Below are 19,970 nucleotides of genomic sequence, written 5' to 3'. Positions count from 1 at the left end.
GCCTGCTCGCGATGGCGTCCAGCCGGACACCCTCGAATCATCAGAGAACAACAATGACCACCCCCAACACCCCACGCATCGCCCTGATCGGCGAATGCATGATCGAACTGCAACAACGCGCCGACGGCAGCCTGCAACAAAGCTTCGGCGGCGACACCTTGAACACGGCGGTTTACCTGTCCCGGGCACTTGGTGCAGGCGGTTCGGTGGATTACGTCACCGCACTGGGCGATGACAGTTTCAGCGACGCCATGTGCCGCACCTGGGCCGACGAAAACATCGGGCTGGGCATGGTCCAGCGCTTGCCCGGCCGCTTGCCCGGCCTTTACTGCATCCAGACGGATGCCGCAGGCGAGCGGCGCTTTCTCTACTGGCGCAACGAAGCCGCCGTCCGCGATTGCTTCACCACCCCGGCAGCCGCACCGATCCTCGCGGCGTTGCCGGGTTATGACGTGCTGTATTTCAGCGGTATCACCTTGGCGGTGCTTGGCGCGCATGGCCGGGAAAAGTTGCTGGAAACGCTGATCGAAGCCCGACAGCGGGGCGCTCGGATTGTCTTCGACAACAACTATCGACCGCGATTGTGGGCCTCGGTGGAGGAGGCGCGGGCGGCCTATCGCAGCGTGTTGCCGCACGTGGACATGGCGCTGCTGACCGTCGATGACGAGCAGGCGCTGTTTCATTTTTCTGATTGCGAGGCGGTGTTTGCTGCCTATGAGCAGATCGGAACACCAGAGATCGTGCTCAAGCGTGGCGCCGAGGCGTGTTTGATTCGCTGTGGTGGGGAGTCGTTTGAAGTGCCGGCGCAGAGGGTCGAACGGGTGGTGGACACCACGGCAGCGGGGGATTCATTCAGTGCTGCGTATCTGGCGAGCCGGCTCAAGGGCGGCAGCCCGGAGGAAGCCGCCGAGGCCGGGCATCATTTGGCGAGTCGGGTGATTCAGGTGCCGGGGGCGTTGATTCCCAGGTAAGTGGAGGATGGCCGCTGGCTGCGCCAACGGATCGCCAGCAGGCTGGCTCCCACAAGGGTTTGTGGGTACTGAAGATGCATTGTAGGAGCTGGCTCCCACAAGGGGGTGTGGGCACTGAAGATGCATTGTAGGAGCTGACTCCCACATTGGTGTGCGGGCACTGAAGATCCATTGTGAGCTGGCTTCCCCAGGGTTTGTGGGCGCTGAAAATCCATTGTGGGAGCCAGCCTGCTGGCGATGGGGCCCTTAAGCCAACCCGTCAATCCCGGTAAAACACCTGCACCAGGTGATACCCGAATTTGCTCTTGATCGGCCCATGCACCACCCGCAGCGGCTTTTTGAAGATCACCGCATCGATCACCCCGACCATCTGCCCGGGCCGCACTTCACCCAGGTCGCCGCCGCGCTTGCCAGACGGGCAGGTGGAGTACTTCTTGGCCAGCACATCAAACGCTTCACCCTTGGCGATGCGTTGTTTGAGCTGCTCGGCTTCCTCCGAGGTTTTCACCAGAATATGGCGGGCTTGAGCTTTCATGGGGCAGGTACCTTGCAACGGTGCTGACAGCGGGGCGGCGATTATGCCTTAACTCACTCGTGTTGGCCGATCATCGTGCGAATCTTGCTGGCCAGCAGGTCAATGGAAAAAGGCTTGGCCACCATGTCCATCCCTTGCTCAAGGAAGCCTTGGCGCTCGGCGGCTTTCTCCGCATAACCGGTCATGAACAGCACTTTAAGATCGGGCCGGTGCTGGCGCGCGATTTCCGCCAGTTGCCGACCATTCATGCCCGGCAACCCCACGTCGGTCACCAGCAGATCCACGCGTAGATCGGACTCCAGCAGCGGCAGGGCAGCTTGCGCATTTTCCGCTTCATGGATGTGATAACCCAGCTCCCGGAGCAGGTCGAGCACCAGCATGCGCACCGCCGGGTCGTCTTCGACCAGCACCACGGTTTCGCCAGCAATGGCCGCCGGGGCCTCGCCTGTGAAGGGTAGCAACGTGTTTTCCGGCGCGGTGACTCGCAAACGCGGCAAGTACAGGCGTACACAGGTGCCCTGATCGGGCACGCTGTTGAGGTGGACATGGCCGCCGGACTGCTGGGCAAAACCATAAATCATCGACAACCCGAGTCCCGTGCCCTGACCGATGGGTTTGGTGGTGAAGAACGGATCGAACGCTTTCGCCAGAATGGACGGCGTCATGCCAGTGCCGTTATCACTGACGGCAATCATCAAGTAGTCACCGGCCTTGACCGGTTCCAGGGTGATGATGTCGCTGTCGTCGAGGTAAACGTTAGCGGTTTCAATCAGCAGCTCACCGCCGTCGGGCATCGCGTCCCGTGCGTTGATCACCAGGTTGAGCAGGGCATTTTCCAGCTGGCTGACGTCGGTGCTGACGGGCCACACGTTGTCGACCAGTCGCAGTCTGAGCTCGATATGGTCGCCCTTGGTACGGCTGAGCAGGTCTTCCAGGGAGTGGATCAGGTCGTTGGCGTTCAACGGCTTGCGGTCCAGCGACTGCCGTCGGGAAAACGCCAGCAGACGATGGGTCAGGGCGGCGGCGCGGTTGGCGGAGGACACGGCAGCTTCGGTAAAACGGCCGATCTCGGCGGCGCGTCCATCTGCGATGTAGCGCTGCATCAGGTCGAGGCTGCCGATGATGCCGGTGAGCATGTTGTTGAAGTCATGGGCAATGCCACCGGTGAGCTGGCCAACCGCTTCCATCTTCTGCGCATGGCGTAAGGCGTCCTCGGCGCGTTCACGCTCGATCATCTCGTTTTGCAGCCGCTCGTTGGCTTCCGCAAGCTGCTGGGTTCGCGCGGCGACACGTTCTTCCAGGGTTTCGTTGAGGTTGAGCAGCGCGTCTTCGGTCTTTTTACGCTCGGTTTCATCGATCACGAAAATATAGAAGCCATTCACGGCGCCGTCCGGCCCGTGACGCGGCAGGTAGTTCATCAACGCGTGGCGGCTGCTGCCGTCGCGGTGTCGGGTCTTGATGCTGAAGCGACAGGTCTTGCCGTTCAATGCCTTGGCGATGTGCTTGGCGCGCAGGGCGTAGGCTTCGTCCCCTATCACTTCGCGGATGGTGCGGCCGTACAGTTCCTGAGGCGTGCGACCGTACCAGTCGAGGTAGGCGGCGTTATTGAGGCGGAAGCGCTCTTCGCTGTCAACGTAACTGATCAGGATCGGCATCGCGTTGATGATCAGCTGCAGTTCGGTCTGGCTCTGGCGCAGCGCCTGTTCGGTGTGTTTGCGTTCGGTCAGGTCGAGTGCGGCACCCAGGAAGCGGATCGGTCGGCCATGATGGTCCTTGTAGCAACGCCCGCGGGCGAACACCCAGCGCACCTGGCCGTCAGGCTGCAGCAGGCGATATTCCTCGGCGTATTCAGTGCCGTGGGTGATGGCGTGCTTGATGCTGCGAGTGACCATGGCGCGGTCTTCGGGATGCACGCCCTGAAGGTACGCGCTGATCGGCAACTGGCTGGCGAGTAGCGGGTCGACCCCGTGCAGTTGGGCAAAGTGGGTGTCGGCGATGAATTGGTCGTCATTGATGTTCCAGTCCCAGGTACCTACCGCATCGGTCGCCGCGAGGGCAAGCTGCAGGCGTTCCTCGGTTTCGCGCTGGGCTTTGAGGCTGGCGGCGGAACGTTGTTCGAGTTCCAGGGCGATGCGCCGGCGTTCGTTGGTTTCAATGGCGGTGATCAGAATGCCTGCGACCTGGGCGTTTTCATCGCGAATGGGGCTGTAGGTCAGATCCAGCCAGAATTCGGATTCACCGTCGCCACGCTGCAACGTGAAGCGCTGCTCGCTGTAGGTGCGCACTTGTCCTTGTAGGACGGCGCTGTAAATCGGGTCGGTAAAATCTCTAAGTTCTGGCCATATCTGGTGGGTAGGCTGTCCGAAACCCTGCGGGTGTTTGCTACCGGCCAACAGGGCAAAGCCGTCATTGTAGATCTGCGTCAACTGCGATCCCCACAGCAGCAGCATGGGCATCGGCGAGTGAATCACGATGTCCACGGCGGTTCTCAGGCTCTGCGGCCAGGTGCTGGCGGGGCCCAGCGGGCTGCGGGTCCAGTCCAATCGGGCAATCAAAGCCTGGGCATCGCTGCCGATGGGTGATGCGTTCATCAAAAAATCCTGCACTAAAATCGCTGAGGCGGCGTCTACTATCCTAGGCGGTAGACGCTGGATGACCCGATTGAGGTCATTTTTTTTACTCGATTGCTTCGCGGGTGCAATGTGCCATGGAAATCGATGCACTGTTAACGCTATTGGCTCAACAGAATGGTTCCGACCTTTATCTGTCTACTGGCGCGCCACCGAGCGCCCGGTTTGATGGGACGCTCAAAGTCCTGACCGACCAGCCATTCAAACCGGGGGAAGTCGCGGCCATTGCCGCCTCCATCATGGACGCCGAGCAGCGCCTGGAGTTCGATCGGGAATTGGAGATGAACCTGGCGATTTCCTTGCCGGGTATCGGGCGCTTTCGGGTCAACATTTTCAAGCAGCGCAACGATGTGTCCATTGTGGCGCGCAACATCAAGCTCGACATTCCACGTTTCGAAGACCTTAAGCTGCCGCCGGTGCTGCTCGAAACGGTGATGCTGAAACAAGGCCTGATGCTGTTCGTCGGTGCGACCGACTGTGGCAAGTCGACCTCGCTCGCGGCGTTGATCGACTACCGCAACCGCCACAGCAGTGGCCATATCATCACCATTGAAGACCCGGTCGAATACATCCATCGGCACAAGCGGTCGATCATCAATCAGCGTGAGGTGGGCGTCGATACGCGCAGTTTTCATGCCGCGTTGAAAAACACTCTGCGCCAGGCACCTGATGTGGTGTTGATCGGCGAAATTCGCGACCGCGAGACCATGGAGCATGCGCTGGCGTTTGCTGATACCGGCCATCTGGTGATTTCCACGTTGCACGCGCACAACGCCAATCAGGCGCTGGATCGCATCATCAACTTCTTCCCCGACGAACGCCGAACCCAACTGCTGCACGACCTGGGCAATAACCTCAAGGCGTTCGTTTCGCAGCGTCTGGTACGCACCCGCGATGGTCAGCGCCGGGCGGCGGTGGAGGTGATGCTGGGCACGCCGACGATTGCGGATTTGATACGGCGCCATGAGTTTGATGAGCTCAAGGGGATCATGGAGAAGTCAGCGAATGTGGGCATGCAGACCTTTGATGGCGCGCTGTTCAAGTTGGTCGCCGAGGGAGCGATTGATGAAGCGCAAGCGTTGAAACATGCGGATTCGGTGAATAATTTGCGCTTACGCTTGAAGTTGCACAGTGAGGCGTCGCCCGGCTCACCGCCAGTCACAGGCGAATGGGGACTGATGGACTGATACATATCCCCCTGTAGGAGCTGCCGCAGGCTCGGGCCGCGTTCGGACGATCTTTTGATCTTGTTCTTTAAAAACAGATCAGAAGATCGTCCGAACGCGGCCCGAGCCTGCGGAAGCTCCTACAGGGGCCAATGTGTTTCAGTTCAGGAGTTCAGGAGTTCAGCGCGGTTGCGAAATTGTTCCAGTGCCTCGGGATTGGCCAGTGCGTCGGTGTTTTTCACCTTCTGCCCATGCACCACATTCCTCACGGCCAGCTCGACCACTTTGCCGCTGATGGTTCGGGGGATGTCCGTAACCGCGAGAATCTTTGCCGGCACATGCCGGGGTGTGGTGTTGGCGCGAATGACCTGGCGAATCTGCTGCTCAAGCCCTTCGTCCAGTTCGACGCCGTCACACAGTTTCACGAACAGCACCACACGCACATCGTCCTGCCATTGCTGACCAATGGCCACGCTGTCGATGACCTGCGTGACTTTCTCCACCTGACGATAGATCTCCGCCGTACCGATGCGCACGCCGCCGGGGTTGAGCACGGCGTCCGAGCGTCCGTGAATCATCATCCCGCCGTGGTGCAGTTCTTCGGCGTAATCACCCTGGGCCCAGACGCCGGGGAACTGGGTGAAGTACGACGCCCGGAGTTTTTCGCCGTCATGATCATTCCACAACCCGATGGGCATCGCCGGGAAGTGTCGCGTGCAGACCAGTTCGCCTTTTTCGCCAATGACCGGTTGGCCGTCGTCGTTCCAGACTTCGATGGCCATGCCCAAGCTCTTGCCCTGCATTTCGCCACGGCGAACCGGCAGCAGCGGATTGCCGATGACGAAGCACGAAACGATGTCGGTGCCGCCTGACATCGAGGCCAGGCACAGGTCTGGCTTGATGTCGCGGTAGACGAAGTCGTAGCTCTGGGGCGACAGCGCGGAGCCCGTGCAGAGCAGGGTTTTCAGGCTGTTCAGGTCATGGGTTTGCCGGGGTTTGATGCCACTGTTTTCCAGGGTCGCGAGAAACTTCGGGCTGGTGCCGAACACGCTGATGCGCTCGTCATCGATCATGTCGATCAAACGCTCGGGCTCCGGGTGAAACGGCGAGCCGTCATACAGCACCACTGCGCTGCCGACCGCCAGGGCCGAGACCAGCCAGTTCCACATCATCCAGCCGCAGGTGGTGTAGTAGAACAGTCGGTCACCGGCGCCGAGATCGGCGTGCAACCCGTGTTCCTTGACGTGTTGCAGCAGCACGCCACCGGTGCTGTGGATGATGCATTTGGGCACGCCGGTGGTGCCACTGGAGTAGAGGATGTACAGCGGGTGCGCGAAGGGCACTGGGACGAAATCCGGCTCGCCGCCGGCTTCATAAAAATCGTCCCACAGGGTGACATTGGCGGGGGTGTGGAAATCCCTGGCATGGGCCTGTGATCGCGCATAAGGCACAACGATCAATTCCTGCAGGGACGGCAGTCGTTCGATGACTTCGTTGATCTTGGCGGTCTGGTCGATTTCTTTGCCGGCATAGCGGTAACCGGCGCAGGTCACCAGGACTTTCGGTTCGATCTGACCAAAACGGTCGATCACCCCTTGGGTGCCGAAATCCGGCGATGAGCAGGACCAGATGGCGCCCAGGCTGGTCGTACCGAGCATCGCCACCAGGGTTTGCCAGGTATTCGGCATGCACGCGGCTACCCGGTCACCGACGCCGACACCGGCAGCCTTCAGGCTGTTCTGAAAACCTGCGACGTGTTCGGCCAGTTCGGCCCAGGTCAGCTGTTCGCGCTGGCCGTTTTCAGCAATGGCGATCACCGCCACCGCATCGTCGCGGCGGCGCAGCAGGTGATCTGCAAAATTCAAGGTGGCGCCCGGAAACCACTGAGCGCTGGGCATCTGTGGGCCTTCCTGCAGTACCGCGTCGGGCTGGTCGTGAAAGCGGATGTCGAAAAAGTCGACGATGGCTTGCCAGAAGTCTTCGCGCTGATCGATGGACCATTGATGCAGGGCGGGGTAGTCGTCGATGTGCAGGTGGTGTCGTTGCGCGATGAAGCGCCGAAAGGCCTCCATGCGAGTCTTGGCGATGCGCTTGGCGTCGGGTTGCCAGAGGATGTCGGACATGGCTGGGCCTCTTGTTCTTATGTCTGTTCAGGCAGTGGATGACGTTACTGCGCAACTAAAGACGCTTCGTGTGGCGAGGACGCTTTTGTGGCGAGGGAGTTTACTCCCGCTCGGCTGCGCAGCAGTCGTAAAAACAGGTGTCGCGACCATTTTTTTGGGCGGCTGCGCCACCCAGCGGGAGTAAACTCCCTCGCCACAAAAGCGCCTTTGCCACTGAACTGGGCGGGGTTACTGCGCCAACCAGCCGCCATCAATGTTCCAGGCCGCGCCACGCACCTGGCTGCCCGCTTCGCTGCACAGGAACAGCACCAGTTCACCCAGTTGCGAAGGCGTAACGAACTCCAGCGAAGGCTGCTTTTCGGCCAGCAAATCATGCTGCGCCTGCTGCGGGTCGATCCCTTTGGCCGCGCGATCATCGATCTGCTTCTGTACCAGCGGCGTCAGGACCCAGCCCGGGCAGATGGCGTTACAGGTAACGTGGGTCGTGGCGGTTTCCAGGCCGACGACTTTGGTCAGGCCGATCACCCCATGCTTGGCGGCAACGTACGCGGCCTTGCCGGTTGAACCGACCTGGCCGTGCACCGAGGCGATGTTGATGATTCGGCCCCAGTTCTGCGCGCGCATGTGCGGCAGGCCCAGGCGGGTGCTGTGGAATACCGATGACAGGTTGATCGCGATGATCGCGTCCCAGCGTTCCACCGGGAAATCTTCCACCGCCGCCACGTGCTGAATGCCGGCGTTATTCACCAGAATGTCGACGCCGCCGAATTCACGCTCGGCGTAGGCGAACATCTCGGCAATCTGTGCCGGGTCGCTGACGTCGGCAGGGTGATGACCGACTTTGCTGCCGAACTGCTGTACCTCTGCGATGACCTTGGACGCATCACCAAACCCGTTGAGAACCACGTTGGCACCCGCCTTGGCCAGGCTCAGGGCGATGCCCAGGCCAATGCCGCTGGTGGAACCGGTGACCAGTGCGGTCTTGCCCGAAAGAGTCGTCATGAATACCTCACACAATGCCAGTGGCGTAGAAAGTACCGATCACCACAAAAACCGCCAGGGTCTTGATCAGCGTAATACAGAAAATGTCTTTGTAAGCTTCACGGTGCGTCAGGCCGGTGACGGCCAGCAGGGTGATCACCGCGCCGTTGTGCGGCAGGGTGTCCATGCCGCCACTGGCCATGGCGGCCACCCGGTGCAGCACTTCCAGAGGGATGTTGGCGGCGTGGGCGGCACTGATGAACTGCTCGGACATCGCCGCCAGGGCGATGCTCATGCCACCGGACGCGGAGCCGGTGATGCCGGCCAGCAACGTAACGGTAATCGCTTCGTTGACCAATGGATTGGGGATGTTCTTGAGCCAGTCGGCCAACACCAGAAAGCCCGGCAGGGACGCGATCACCGCGCCGAAACCGTATTCCGATGCGGTGTTCATGGCCGCCAGCAATGCACCACTGACCGCGCTCTTGCTGCCTTCGGCCAGTTTGCTGCGAATGGCCGTAAAGCCGAACGCCAACACCATCAGGATGCCGATCAGCAGCGCGGCCTGAACCGCCCAGATCGCGGTGAGCTTGGCAATTTCGGTCGTCACCGGCGTGGTCATTCCCGGCAGCGCGAGGCTGTGGGTCTTGCCGTACCACTGCGGAATCCACTGGGTGAATAGCAGGTTCATGATGCCCACGGCCAGCAGCGGCGACAGGGCGATCCAGGGATTGGGCAGCTTGATGTCTTCAGCGGTTTCCGGTTCGTTGCGCAGTTCCGTGCCATAGCCTTCGCCCGCACGCTGGGCCTTGTTGCGCTGGCGCTGCAGAAACAGCATGCCGGTGCAGAACACGAAGATCGTGCCGATCACACCCAGCCACGGGGCCGCCCACGCAGTGGTGTTGAAGAAGGTGCTGGGGATGATGTTCTGGATTTGCGGTGTGCCGGGCAGGGCGTCCATGGTGAACGAGAAGGCGCCGAGGGCAATGGTGGCCGGGATCAGGCGTTTGGGAATATTGCTCTGGCGGAACATCTCCGCCGCGAACGGGTAGACGGCAAACACCACCACAAACAATGACACGCCGCCGTAGGTCAGCAACGCGCAGACCAGCACGATCACCAGCATCGCCTGGCGCGTCCCCAGCAGGCTGATCGCCGCTGCAACAATGGAGCGCGAGAAGCCTGACAACTCGATCAGCTTGCCGAAGACGGCGCCGAGCAGGAACACCGGGAAATAGAGTTTGATGAATCCGACCATTTTCTCCATGAACACGCCGGTAAAGGCAGGCGCGACGGCGGACGGGTCGGTGAGCAGCACGGCGCCGAGGGCGGCAATGGGGGCAAAGAGGATAACGCTGTAGCCACGGTAAGCAGCCAGCATCAGCAGCGCCAGGGCTGCCAAGGCGATGATCACACTCATGGTGTGTCTCCTGGATTGTTATTTTTTTGGGTGAGGCTTGGTCGGAGAGTGTTAGCGAGTTTCGTGCCATCGTTGTAACGTGTTGATAAATAATGATATTTCTTTTTTATTGTGGGGTTTTTTGTTTATTTGTCTCTTTCTTGAGATATGCGTTGCCATCATGGGCCTCATCGCGGGCAAGCCCGCTCCCACAGTGGTCCAGTTGTCTGGGCTAACGCCGTTCCCTGTGGGAGCGGGCTCGCCCGCGATGAGGCCTGATCTACCAATGGAGATTGGTGTCTCGTTATAGAGATTATGCAATCCCCAGCGCCACCATCTTTTTGTACAGCGTCGACCGCCCCAGCCCCAATTGCGCGGCTGCTTCAACAACTTTTCCGCCACATTGCGCGAGGGCGGCTTCAATCACTTGCCGATCAGATCGCTCCCGAGCTTCGCTGAACGTCTCCCGGGGAGTCAGTTCCCGGTTAAGCGCCGCCGCGCGCTCCACCGGCGTAAACGTGCCAATCGCCGCCCGTATTTCTGTCGCGTCGAGGATCAGGTCATCGCTGAGCAACGCCGCGCGCTCCAACACGTTGCGCAGTTCACGAATGTTCCCCGGCCAGGCGTGTTGCCCCAACAGCTCCAGCGCTTCGCCATTAAGTTCGTGCTGGCTGCGCAGTTCTTCGAGGATCGCTTCGCTGAGCGCCGGCAGGTCGTCGAGGCGATTACGCAGCGGTGGGACCTGAATGGGCAGTACGTTGAGGCGGTAATACAAGTCCGCGCGAAATTCACCGCGTTTGATCGCCGCTTCCAGGTCCGTGGACGTGGCAGCGATCACGCGTACATCGCTCTGGATCATCTCGTTTGAGCCCACCGGCTCGAATTCCTTTTCCTGCAGTACGCGCAGGAGTTTGCTTTGCAGGGGCAGCGGCATGTCGCCGATTTCATCGAGAAACAACGTACCGCCCTGGGCGAGCTGCAACTTGCCGACACGGCCTTTGCGGTCGGCGCCGGTAAATGCGCCGGGCGCTGTGCCGAAAAACTCGGCCTCCAGCAATGCCTCGGGGATCGCCGCGCTGTTGATGCTGACGAACGCTCTGTGCGCCCGTGGGGAGGCGCCGTGGATGGCCTGCGCGAGCAACTCTTTGCCGGTGCCGGTTTCACCGAGCAGCAACACCGGCGACTCTGCGCTGGCACTGCGTCGGGCGCGGCGTTTGACTTCCAGACTGGCGGCGCTGGTGCCGATGAAATGGGCAAAGTTGTACTTGCTTTGCCGGGCCCGCAATAGCGAACGCGTGGACGCGAGTTCTTCCTGCATGCTCATGTAGCGCTTGAGCATCGGCGACAGACTGCGCAATTCGTCGAACAGCGCAAAACCGATGGCGCCGATCACCTCGCCGGTGTCGTCATGAATCGGTAGGCGCATGACCACCAGCGGTTCTTTCGGGGTGTCCTGCATGTCGAGCAGTATTGGCCGGCCGGTGCGCACCACCTCGCGCAACAGGCTGCCGGGGATCACGCTTTCGCACGGTTTGCCGATTGCCACCTGCGCCGATTCCAGGCCAAACCGCCGGGCATAACGTTCGTTCATCCAGACGATGTTGGCGTCGCGATCGACAATGACCGTGCCTTCGCTGGATTGCTCGATGATCTCGAACAACGAACGGATCGCCAGCAGGCGCACGCGTTGGTAGTCCTTGAGGCTTTCGGTGGGGGTCATGGGGTATTGATCCTGAATATTTTCGCCAGTTAGGGCCTCATCGCGAGCAGGCTCATTCCTACAGGGGATTTGAGTTGCCAGCAAAATCCCTGTGGGAGACAGCTTGCCCGCGATGGGCGCGACGCGGTTTCAAGCCTGCATCGAATCATGTCGCCCCGACATGCGCCGCCGCCAGCAGCTCCTTGGTATAGGGATGTTGCGGCGATTCAAACACCTCATGACTCGCTCCACGCTCAACGACCTTGCCATCCTTGATCACGATCATGTCATGGGCCAGCGCTCGCACCACCGCCAGGTCATGGCTGATGAACAGGTACGTCAGCCCGTGTTTTTCCTGGAGCTGGCGGAGCAGGGCGACCACTTGTTTTTGCACCGTGCGGTCCAGTGCCGAGGTTGGCTCATCGAGCAGGATCAGCGCCGGTTTCAGCACCAGTGCGCGGGCGATGGCGATGCGTTGGCGTTGACCGCCCGAGAACTCGTGGGGATAGCGATCGCGACTTTGCGGATCGAGACCGACTTCCTCAAGGGCCCGTATCACCTCGGCCTTGCACTCCTCAGCCGTCAATTGGCTATGCACTTCGAGGCCTTCGCTGATGATCTGCGCCACCGACATGCGCGGGCTCAGGCTGCCATAGGGGTCCTGGAACACCACCTGCATTTTCTTGCGCCATGGCCGCAGCTGCTTTTGCGTCAGGCCATCCAGCGCTTCGCCCTGAAAGCGAATGCTGCCTTCGGAATCGAGCAGGCGCAGGATCGCCTGGCCCAATGTCGACTTGCCGGAACCGGACTCGCCGACAATACCCAGGGTCTTGCCGCGCTGAATATTCAGGCTGATGCCATCCACCGCGTGCAGCCAGGTCTTTCGCTGGAACAGCCCGCCAGCGAGAGCAAACTTCACGCTGAGGTTGTCCACTTCCAGCACATTCTCGCGCTCGTCCCGAGTTAGTGCTTCGCCCTCCGGCTCGGCGTTCAGCAGCACGCAGCTGTAAGGATGCTTCGGCTCGGTAAACAGTGTTTCGCAGGGCGCTTGCTCGACGATTTCGCCGGCCTTCATCACACACACGCGCTGGGCGATGCTGCGCACCAGATTAAGGTCATGGCTGATCAGCAACAGCGACATGCCGAGGCGTTGCTGTAGCGATTTGAGCAGCAACAGGATCTTGCGCTGCACGGTGACGTCCAGCGCCGTGGTCGGCTCATCGGCGATCAACAGCTCCGGTTCACAGGCAAGGGCCATGGCGATCATCACCCGCTGGCGTTGGCCGCCGGACAATTGATGCGGGTAGGCTTTGAGGCGCTCCTTGGGTTTTTGAATACCCACCAGGTGCAGCAATTCAAGGGTTCGCGCCTGTGCCGGTTTACCGGTGAGGCCTTTGTGCAGCAGCAAGGTTTCGCCGATCTGTTTTTCGATGGTGTGCAGCGGGTTCAGCGAGGTCATCGGCTCTTGGAAAATCATCGCGATCCGGTTTCCGCGCAGCTCACGCAGCACTTTAGACGAGGCACCGAGCAGTTCCTTGCCGCGATAACGGATGCTGCCGGTGGACTGAGTGCCGGTTTCGGGCAGCAGCTGCAGGATCGAATGCGCGGTCACCGATTTGCCGGAGCCCGACTCACCCACCAACGCCAGGCATTCGCCGGGGAGGATGTCCAGGCTCAGATTGCGCACCACGGTCTGCCCGCTGAAGGCCACGCTGAGGTCACGGATTTCGATCAGGTTACTCATATCAACAGTTCGTCTCTAAAGATCGCAGCTCAAGATCGCGGATCAAGATCGCGGATCAAAGGCATCACGCAGCGCCTCGCCGATAAACACCAGCAAGGACAAAATCAGTGCGAGGGTAAAGAACGCGGTCAATCCCAGCCACGGCGCTTGCAGGTTTTGCTTGCCCTGACCAATCAGTTCGCCCAGGGACGCGCTCCCCGCCGGCATGCCGAAACCGAGGAAATCCAGCGCCGTAAGCGTCGAAATCGCTCCGGTCAGGATGAAGGGCAGATAGCTCAGGGTCGCGTTCATCGCGTTGGGCAGAATGTGCCGCACGATGACTTTACGATCAGTCAGGCCCAGTGCCCGAGCGGCCTTGACGTATTCCAGGTTGCGTCCGCGCAAGAACTCGGCGCGCACCACATCGACCAGGGCCAGCCAGGAAAACAGCGCCATGATCCCCAGTAGCCACCAGAAATTCGGCTCGACAAATCCAGAGAGAATAATCAGCAAATAAAGCACGGGCAGACCGGACCAGACTTCCAGCAAGCGCTGGCCAAGAAGGTCCACCCATCCGCCGTAATACCCTTGCAGTGCACCGGCGGCGATGCCGATGAGGGCGCTGACAACGGTCAGCATCAGCGCAAACAGAATCGACACCCGAGCGCCGAAAATCACACGGGCCAAGACGTCGCGCGCCTGGTCGTCAGTGCCCAGCCAGTTGACGCTGGAAGGTGGGCTGGGCGCCGGTTTGCTCAGGTCGTAGTTGGGCGTGTCATCGCTGAACGGAATCGGCGGGAACAGCATCCAGCCGCCGTCCTTCTCGATCAGTTTTTTCACGTAATCGCTACGGTAATCGGCCTGGAACGGAAGTTGCCCGCCGAACTCCTGTTCGGTGTGTCGTTTGAATGCCGGGAAGTACAGCTCGCCCTGATAGCTCACGACCAGCGGTTTGTCGTTGGCGATCAGTTCACCGCCGAGGGTGAGCAGGAACAGGCCGATGAACAGCCACAGCGACCACCACCCACGACGGTTTTTCTTGAAGCGTTCGAAGCGCCGGCGACCCAGCGGCGAGAGCTTGAGCATCAGGCGTTCCTCGCGGCGAAATCGATACGCGGGTCGACCAGGGTGTAGCAGAGGTCGCCGACCAGTTTTATCAGCAGGCCAAACAGCGTGAAGATGAACAGCGAGCCGAACACCACCGGGTAATCCCGTGAGACGGCTGCTTCGTAACTCATGCGGCCCAGGCCATCGAGGGAGAAAATGACCTCGATCAGCAGCGAGCCGGCGAAGAACACACTGATGAACGCCTGGGGAATGCCCGAAACGACCAGCAGCATGGCATTGCGAAATACATGACCGTAGAGAACGCGACGTTCGCTCATGCCCTTGGCGCGGGCAGTGACCACGTATTGGCGGGTGATTTCATTGAGGAAAGAGTTCTTGGTCAGGATGGTCAGGGTGGCGAAGCCGCCGATGACCAGCGCCGTGACGGGCAGCACCAGGTGCCAGAAGTAGTCGGCGATCTTGCCCACGGTGGACAGTGACTCGAAGTTGTCCGAGACCAGCCCGCGCACCGGAAACCAGTTCAGCGAAGTGCCGCCGGCGAACACCACGATCAGGAACATCGCGAACAGGAACGCCGGCATGGCATAGCCGATGATGATCGCGGTGCTGCTCCAGATGTCGAAGTGGCTGCCGTGGCGCACGGCCTTGCGGATGCCTAGCGGGATCGACACCAGGTAGGTGATCAGCGTTGCCCAGAGACCGAGGGAAATCGTCACCGGCATTTTTTCCAGGATCAGGTCGGTGACGGTGGCGCCGCGGAAGAAGCTTTTGCCGAAGTCCAGGCGGGCGTAGCTGGTGAGCATCAGCCACAGGCGTTCGTGGGCGGGCTTGTCGAAGCCGTACTGCTTTTCAATCTCCTTGATCAATTGAGGGTCGAGCCCACGACTGGCCCGTGAGGTGCCGGACAGTGTTTCGCCGGAGCCACCGCTGACACTTGCGCCGCCGATGCCCTGCAGGTGCGCGATGGCTTGTTCCACCGGGCCGCCCGGCGCCGCCTGGACGATGACGAAGTTGACCAGAAGAATGATCACCAGCGTCGGGATGATCAATAGCAGGCGACGCGCTATATAAGCCCACATCAATGCGGCCCTCCGGGTTTGCCACGGGTAATGCGTTCGGCGGTCATTTGCTGATTGGTCAGCGGCGTGGTGCTCACTTCCCACCAGCTTTCGATGGCCTCGTCATTGCTCGCCTGTTCGTTGGGCATGCCGAAACGGTTCCACCACACGGTGGAAGATCCGGGCGGGTAATAGTTGGGGATCCAGTAGTAATTCCACTGCAACACCCGGTCCAGTGCGTGGGCGTAGCGCAGCATGTCGACCTGGGTGGTAGCGCGGATCAGGCCGTTGATCAGGGTGTCGACCGCAGGGTTTTTCAGCACCATGTAGTTATTGGCGCCGGGGTCGTTGGCCGAGACCGAGCCGAAATAATTGAGCAGTTCGCCACCGGGCGACGTGGTCACCGGGTAGCCCGTGACGATCATGTCGTAGTCGCGGCTCATCAGGCGATTCACGTACTGGGATGCGTCGATACGGCGGATGTTCATGTCGATGCCGATCTGCTTGAGCGTGCGCTTGTAGGGCAAGAGCAGACGGTCCATGCCGTTTTGGCTGACCAAAAAGGTGAAGTTCAGCGATTTGCCATCGGCGTTGACCAGTTGATCGCCGTCCGGTTTCCATCCGGCCTGTTCGAGCAGCTCCAGAGCTTGCAACTGCTTGTCGCGTATCACGCCGCTGCCATCGGTTTTCGGTGCTTCGAAGACCTTGGTGAACACTTCGTCCGGCACTTGCCCGCGCAATGGCTCAAGAATCGCCAGCTCGCCAGCGTCCGGTAGATGGCGGGCGGCCAGGTCAGTGTTGGAAAAATAGCTCTGCTGGCGGATGTACAGGTTGCGCATCATCTGCCGGTTGCTCCATTCGAAATCCCAGAGCATGGCCAGCGCCTGGCGCGTGCGGCGATCCTGGAACATCGGGTTTTGCAGATTGAAAACGAAGCCCTGGCTGGGTTGTGGGGCCTGGGTCGCCAAATGCGCTTTCTGCAGTCGTCCATCGCTCAGGGCAGGGCTGTCGTAGCCGATGGAGTAACCCGTGGCGGAGAATTCGCGGTTGTAATCATAAGCGCCGCCGCGCAGCACCTGACGCGCTACGTCGGTGTCGCCGAAATACTCAATGCTGAAATGATCGAAATTGTAGAGCCCACGGCTGACCGGCAGGTCCTTGCCCCACCAGTCGGCATTGCGCTCGAAGGTGATGCTACGCCCGGAGTCGACTTTGCCGACCCTGTAGGGACCGCTGCCCAGTGGCGCTTCGTATCCACCGCCGCCGGCAAAATCACGGGTCTTCCACCAGTGCTCGGGAAACACTGGCAGGGTCGCGATGTCCAGCGGCAGGGTGCGGTTTTCATTGCTTTTGAAATCGAACCGGACGGTCAGCGGCGATTCGATCTCGACGCCTTTCACGTCGGCGAACTGGGTGCGATAACGCAGGCTGCCCTGGGTCATCAACAAATCGAAGGTGTAGCGCACGTCTTCAGCGGTGATGGGCTTGCCATCGGCAAAACGGGCTTTTGGATTGAGGTAGAAGCGCAAGGACAAACCGTCTTCGGCGCGCTCCATTTTCTCTGCCACCAGGCCGTACACGGTGTAGGGCTCGTCCATCGAACGCTGGGCGAGCGGGGAGTAGAGCATGCCGTCGATCTGCGTGACGCCGATGCCTTTGTCGATGTACGGGAGAATGTGGTCGAAGTGACCGATTTCCACCGCCGAACGGCGCATCGTGCCGCCCTTGGGGGCTTGCGCATTGGTGTAGGCAAAATGACTGAATCCGGCCGGATACTTTGCCGGTTCGCCGTAGACGGTCAGCGCATGTTGCGGTGCTGCATTCACACCGGCAGCGCCCAACAGCAGGGCTACGGCAGTGAACAACAAAGTAGGGAAAGCCAGTCGCATTGTCAGCCTTAAAGCCGGGTGGTCGATATCCGCAATTTGTACGCTAGCGGCGCATCCCTCGCCAGCCGTATTACACGTCCCAAACACAACGGCCCACCAAAAGGCGGGCCGTTGTGCGAAAGACTTCGCGGATTGATCAGTCCTGGCGACTGGTCACTTCCAGCAGGTGGTAGCCAAACTGGGTCTTGACCGGGCCTTGCACGACGTTGATCGGTGCGCTGAAGACCACGGTGTCGAATTCCTTGACCATCTGGCCTGGACCGAACGAGCCCAGATCACCGCCCTGGCGGCTCGAAGGGCAAGTGGAGTTGGCTTTGGCGACTTCGGCGAAATCAGCGCCGCCTTCGATTTGGGACTTCAGTTCGTTGCACTTGTCTTCGCTGGCAACCAGGATGTGACGGGCAGTAGCTTTAGGCATGGGAAAACTCTCCATTTAATGTTCAGTAAAGTGCTGAGCGTACCGGATTCAGTGGCCTAATTCTTCTCAAAGTTCCTTGCGGTATCACAGACCGGCCTTTCGCAAGCGATCCGCATGCTCCACATACAGCTCCACCGGGTTGACGCTTTTCCAGGCGCGACCGGCAGTCTGGTTAATGCTGCCCAGGTGATCCAGCGGATAGTCGGAGCGGATCACTTTACCCAGGTGGGAGCTGAAGCGCCCGACCAGGCCATCATTCTGATCGGCCTCGTTAATGAAGTAGTGAGAGAAGGCGCGGGACAGGAAGTGCAGGGGATCGAGCGCATTCAGCCCGTCGTCGAGAATGCTGCCCTGCAAGGTGCCGCTCCAGGAATAGTAGTGAACCCCGCCAACCTTCTGCTGCCCCATGCCACCCCACTGTGTTGGCAACCCCTGCGGATATTTCAGATTGAATGCACCGACGCCTTCGGTGGTCAGGGCATTCAGGGCTGCAATGGCGTTCTGGGGCATTTGCGGTTGGCCACTGAGCAACGACAGGAAGTCGGCGAACAAGGTGGCAACGGTCTCGGCGGTTTGTTCTGGCAGGCTGCCAGGCGTAAGTGCCTTGCGCAGGAAGTCGGCCAGTTCCGAACCGTGATTAGGGCCGCTGACCAAGGTGACCGAGGCGACGATGTGTGGCGCAATCGCCGCGGCATAGCGTGACGCCAGCGCGCCTTGGCTATGCCCGATCAGGTTGACTTTATCGTGCCCGGTGCCTTCCAGCACCCGTTCGATCTGCGCCAAGAGCTGCTCGCCCCGCGCCTCGTTGCTATGGGTCGCCGACAGCTGAGGTACGAAGACCCTGGCACCGGCGAATCGCAGGGCCGGCCTGATGTCATGGAAGTGTTCCAGCGTGCCGATCCGATCAAAGCCGAATAGCCCGTGGACCAGCAGGATCGGGTACTGAGTCTGTGCATTCCGTTGCATGTTCATCCCTTTTTTCGAGAGTTAGGGTCGTGTACTGCGCCTCACTCTAATGCACTGTCATGCCGCGGGATGTCTGAAAAAGCCGCTGTCCTGTGGTGAAAACGGAGTAGGGGAGTGAGAAAAGTCGCGGGTGGGTGCGGGGTGTTTCGCAGGTGTCGTTATTTCAAGATCGCTATTTCATAGCGGGAAGCAACCTTCCAGCCCTCGTTTGAAGACTGGAAGGAAATCGCTGATTACGCGGGCTGTCGAGCGCTGTGTTGTTCGCGCAACTGCTGCGCTGCCTCTCGCAACAATTGCTCCGTCCCGCTCCAGCCCAGGCAGCCGTCAGTCACGGAAACGCCGTAACGCAGCGAAGCGCTCAGCGGCTGGCAACCTTCGAACAGATGACTCTCGATCATCATGCCGATCAGCGAGCGATTGCCTTGCAGGCGTTGTTCCAGGACGTCGTTGAACACTGCCGGTTGGCGCAGCGGGTCTTTGCCGCTGTTAGCGTGGCTGCAGTCGACCATGATTCGCGCCGGGATCTTGAGTCGGGTCAGGTCGCTGTGTATTTGAGCAACGCTGTCGCGATCATAGTTTGGCCCGCGATGACCGCCGCGCAATACCAGATGGGTGTCCGGGTTTCCGGGTGTCTGGATGATTGCGGGGTGCCCTTGGCTGTCGACGCCAAAATGACGATGCGGATGGGCGGCCGAGCGCATGGCGTCGCTGGCGACACCGACTCCACCATCGGTGCCGTTCTTGAAGCCTACCGGCATGTTCAGGCCGCTGGCCATTTCCCGGTGAATTTGCGATTCGGTGGTGCGCGCACCAATGGCAACCCAACTGAGCAGGTCGTCGAAGTAGCCTGCCGCCATGGGCTGCAGCAGTTCAGTGGCAATCGGCAATCCGAGCTGGATCATTTCGCGCATCAGTTCGCGCGACAGGGTCAGGCCGCCGGCCATGTCGTCGCTGCCGTCCAGGTGCGGATCGTAGGCCAGGCCTTTCCAGCCGACAGTGGTGCGGGGTTTTTCGACGTAGGCGCGCATGACGAGCAACATCTGATCACTGACGTCGGATGCCAGGCGCGCGAGGTGGGCGGCGTATTCCAGGGCTGACTGAGGGTCGTGAATCGAGCAAGGGCCGACGATGACCAGCAAACGGGAGTCTTCACCGTTGAGAATCGCGCGGATCGCCTGGCGATGGGCGGCGACTTGCTGGGTCAGGGTGTTGCTGAGGGGTAATTGCTGTTTGAGCTGCAACGAGCTGGGCAGACGCAGGGTCAGCGCTTCATTGGCCGGGCTCAAGTTGGACAGTGGCAGAGCAGAGACGGACGAGTTCATGTTCGGGCTTCCTGGGCTGGCG

General features: G+C 60.4%; 15 protein-coding genes. 2 read left to right on the top strand and 13 right to left on the bottom strand.

Annotated elements, in window-relative coordinates; genetic code table 11:
- The first annotated feature begins 53 nt into the window (after positions 1–53).
- Complete coding sequence (locus GBC55_RS07085; protein ID WP_162436563.1) at positions 54–971, top strand: sugar kinase; 918 nt, start codon at positions 54–56, stop codon at positions 969–971.
- 259 nt (positions 972–1,230) lie between these two features.
- Here GBC55_RS07085 and GBC55_RS07080 read toward each other — a convergent pair whose 3' ends face one another.
- Both GBC55_RS07080 and GBC55_RS07075 read right to left on the bottom strand, forming a co-directional pair.
- Positions 1,231–1,506 carry a peptidylprolyl isomerase gene (locus tag GBC55_RS07080; RefSeq protein WP_007898282.1) on the bottom strand — a complete coding sequence of 92 codons (276 nt, stop codon included), beginning with the start codon at positions 1,504–1,506 and terminating at the stop codon, positions 1,231–1,233.
- A gap of 53 nt (positions 1,507–1,559) precedes the next feature.
- Positions 1,560–4,097, bottom strand: a complete 2,538-nt coding sequence (locus GBC55_RS07075; protein ID WP_162436562.1) for a PAS domain-containing protein — start codon at positions 4,095–4,097, stop codon at positions 1,560–1,562.
- 116 nt (positions 4,098–4,213) lie between these two features.
- Here GBC55_RS07075 and GBC55_RS07070 point away from each other — a divergent pair, with 116 nt between their 5' ends.
- A complete protein-coding gene (locus GBC55_RS07070) occupies positions 4,214–5,323 on the top strand; it encodes a PilT/PilU family type 4a pilus ATPase (RefSeq protein WP_162436561.1) in 1,110 nt (369 codons plus the stop codon).
- A 143-nt stretch (positions 5,324–5,466) separates the two neighbouring features.
- Here the strand turns inward: GBC55_RS07070 and GBC55_RS07065 are convergent, their stop codons facing one another.
- From GBC55_RS07065 to GBC55_RS07015, 11 genes are all read right to left on the bottom strand, one after another.
- Positions 5,467–7,425, bottom strand: a complete 1,959-nt coding sequence (locus GBC55_RS07065; RefSeq protein ID WP_162436560.1) for an acetoacetate--CoA ligase — start codon at positions 7,423–7,425, stop codon at positions 5,467–5,469.
- A 228-nt stretch (positions 7,426–7,653) separates the two neighbouring features.
- On the bottom strand, positions 7,654–8,427 hold the full coding sequence (gene hbdH, locus GBC55_RS07060; RefSeq protein ID WP_162436559.1) for a 3-hydroxybutyrate dehydrogenase: 774 nt from the start codon (positions 8,425–8,427) through the stop codon (positions 7,654–7,656).
- 7 nt (positions 8,428–8,434) lie between these two features.
- On the bottom strand, positions 8,435–9,826 hold the full coding sequence (locus GBC55_RS07055) for a GntP family permease (protein WP_162436558.1): 1,392 nt from the start codon (positions 9,824–9,826) through the stop codon (positions 8,435–8,437).
- 292 nt (positions 9,827–10,118) lie between these two features.
- Positions 10,119–11,525: a sigma 54-interacting transcriptional regulator gene (locus tag GBC55_RS07050; protein ID WP_162436557.1), complete on the bottom strand. Its 1,407-nt coding sequence runs from the start codon at positions 11,523–11,525 to the stop codon at positions 10,119–10,121.
- A 145-nt stretch (positions 11,526–11,670) separates the two neighbouring features.
- Positions 11,671–13,248: an ABC transporter ATP-binding protein gene (locus GBC55_RS07045; RefSeq protein WP_162436556.1), complete on the bottom strand. Its 1,578-nt coding sequence runs from the start codon at positions 13,246–13,248 to the stop codon at positions 11,671–11,673.
- 42 nt (positions 13,249–13,290) lie between these two features.
- Positions 13,291–14,313: an ABC transporter permease gene (locus GBC55_RS07040; protein ID WP_162436555.1), complete on the bottom strand. Its 1,023-nt coding sequence runs from the start codon at positions 14,311–14,313 to the stop codon at positions 13,291–13,293.
- Positions 14,313–15,374, bottom strand: coding sequence for a microcin C ABC transporter permease YejB (locus GBC55_RS07035; protein ID WP_162436554.1), 1,062 nt, complete (start codon positions 15,372–15,374; stop codon positions 14,313–14,315). Before GBC55_RS07035 ends, GBC55_RS07040 begins: the two co-directional genes overlap by 1 nt.
- Entirely contained in the window at positions 15,374–17,242 is a 1,869-nt protein-coding gene (locus GBC55_RS07030) for an extracellular solute-binding protein (RefSeq protein ID WP_162436553.1), read from the bottom strand. The genes GBC55_RS07035 and GBC55_RS07030 overlap by 1 nt, the downstream gene beginning before the upstream one ends.
- Before the next feature lie 136 nt (positions 17,243–17,378).
- The gene (locus GBC55_RS07025) at positions 17,379–17,660 is read right to left on the bottom strand and encodes a peptidylprolyl isomerase (protein WP_162436552.1); all 282 of its coding nucleotides are present in this window, start codon (positions 17,658–17,660) and stop codon (positions 17,379–17,381) included.
- A gap of 84 nt (positions 17,661–17,744) precedes the next feature.
- A complete protein-coding gene (locus tag GBC55_RS07020) occupies positions 17,745–18,626 on the bottom strand; it encodes a triacylglycerol lipase (RefSeq protein ID WP_162436551.1) in 882 nt (293 codons plus the stop codon).
- Between the two features lie 233 nt (positions 18,627–18,859).
- A complete protein-coding gene (locus GBC55_RS07015) occupies positions 18,860–19,948 on the bottom strand; it encodes a 3-deoxy-7-phosphoheptulonate synthase (protein WP_162436550.1) in 1,089 nt (362 codons plus the stop codon).
- Between the last annotated feature and the right edge of the window lie 22 nt (positions 19,949–19,970).

The organism is Pseudomonas sp. TNT3, from assembly GCF_010095445.2.
Classification (GTDB): Bacteria; Pseudomonadota; Gammaproteobacteria; order Pseudomonadales; family Pseudomonadaceae; genus Aquipseudomonas.
Note: the sequence above shows the minus strand (reverse complement) of the source record. Positions and strands in the feature narration are given on the sequence as shown.

Excerpts from the sequence above, each read along its gene's own strand:
- GBC55_RS07025 (WP_162436552.1), bottom strand. The coding sequence starts at position 17,660 with ATGCCTAAAGCTACTGCCCGTCACATCCTGGTTGCCAGCGAAGACAAG.
- GBC55_RS07050 (WP_162436557.1), bottom strand. The coding sequence starts at position 11,525 with ATGACCCCCACCGAAAGCCTCAAGGACTACCAACGCGTGCGCCTGCTG.
- GBC55_RS07030 (WP_162436553.1), bottom strand. The coding sequence starts at position 17,242 with ATGCGACTGGCTTTCCCTACTTTGTTGTTCACTGCCGTAGCCCTGCTG.
- GBC55_RS07075 (WP_162436562.1), bottom strand. The coding sequence starts at position 4,097 with ATGAACGCATCACCCATCGGCAGCGATGCCCAGGCTTTGATTGCCCGA.
- GBC55_RS07055 (WP_162436558.1), bottom strand. The coding sequence starts at position 9,826 with ATGAGTGTGATCATCGCCTTGGCAGCCCTGGCGCTGCTGATGCTGGCT.
- hbdH (WP_162436559.1), bottom strand. The coding sequence starts at position 8,427 with ATGACGACTCTTTCGGGCAAGACCGCACTGGTCACCGGTTCCACCAGC.
- GBC55_RS07080 (WP_007898282.1), bottom strand. The coding sequence starts at position 1,506 with ATGAAAGCTCAAGCCCGCCATATTCTGGTGAAAACCTCGGAGGAAGCC.
- GBC55_RS07040 (WP_162436555.1), bottom strand. The coding sequence starts at position 14,313 with ATGCTCAAGCTCTCGCCGCTGGGTCGCCGGCGCTTCGAACGCTTCAAG.
- GBC55_RS07085 (WP_162436563.1), top strand. The coding sequence starts at position 54 with ATGACCACCCCCAACACCCCACGCATCGCCCTGATCGGCGAATGCATG.
- GBC55_RS07020 (WP_162436551.1), bottom strand. The coding sequence starts at position 18,626 with ATGCAACGGAATGCACAGACTCAGTACCCGATCCTGCTGGTCCACGGG.
- GBC55_RS07015 (WP_162436550.1), bottom strand. The coding sequence starts at position 19,948 with ATGAACTCGTCCGTCTCTGCTCTGCCACTGTCCAACTTGAGCCCGGCC.
- GBC55_RS07045 (WP_162436556.1), bottom strand. The coding sequence starts at position 13,248 with ATGAGTAACCTGATCGAAATCCGTGACCTCAGCGTGGCCTTCAGCGGG.
- GBC55_RS07065 (WP_162436560.1), bottom strand. The coding sequence starts at position 7,425 with ATGTCCGACATCCTCTGGCAACCCGACGCCAAGCGCATCGCCAAGACT.
- GBC55_RS07035 (WP_162436554.1), bottom strand. The coding sequence starts at position 15,374 with ATGTGGGCTTATATAGCGCGTCGCCTGCTATTGATCATCCCGACGCTG.
- GBC55_RS07070 (WP_162436561.1), top strand. The coding sequence starts at position 4,214 with ATGGAAATCGATGCACTGTTAACGCTATTGGCTCAACAGAATGGTTCC.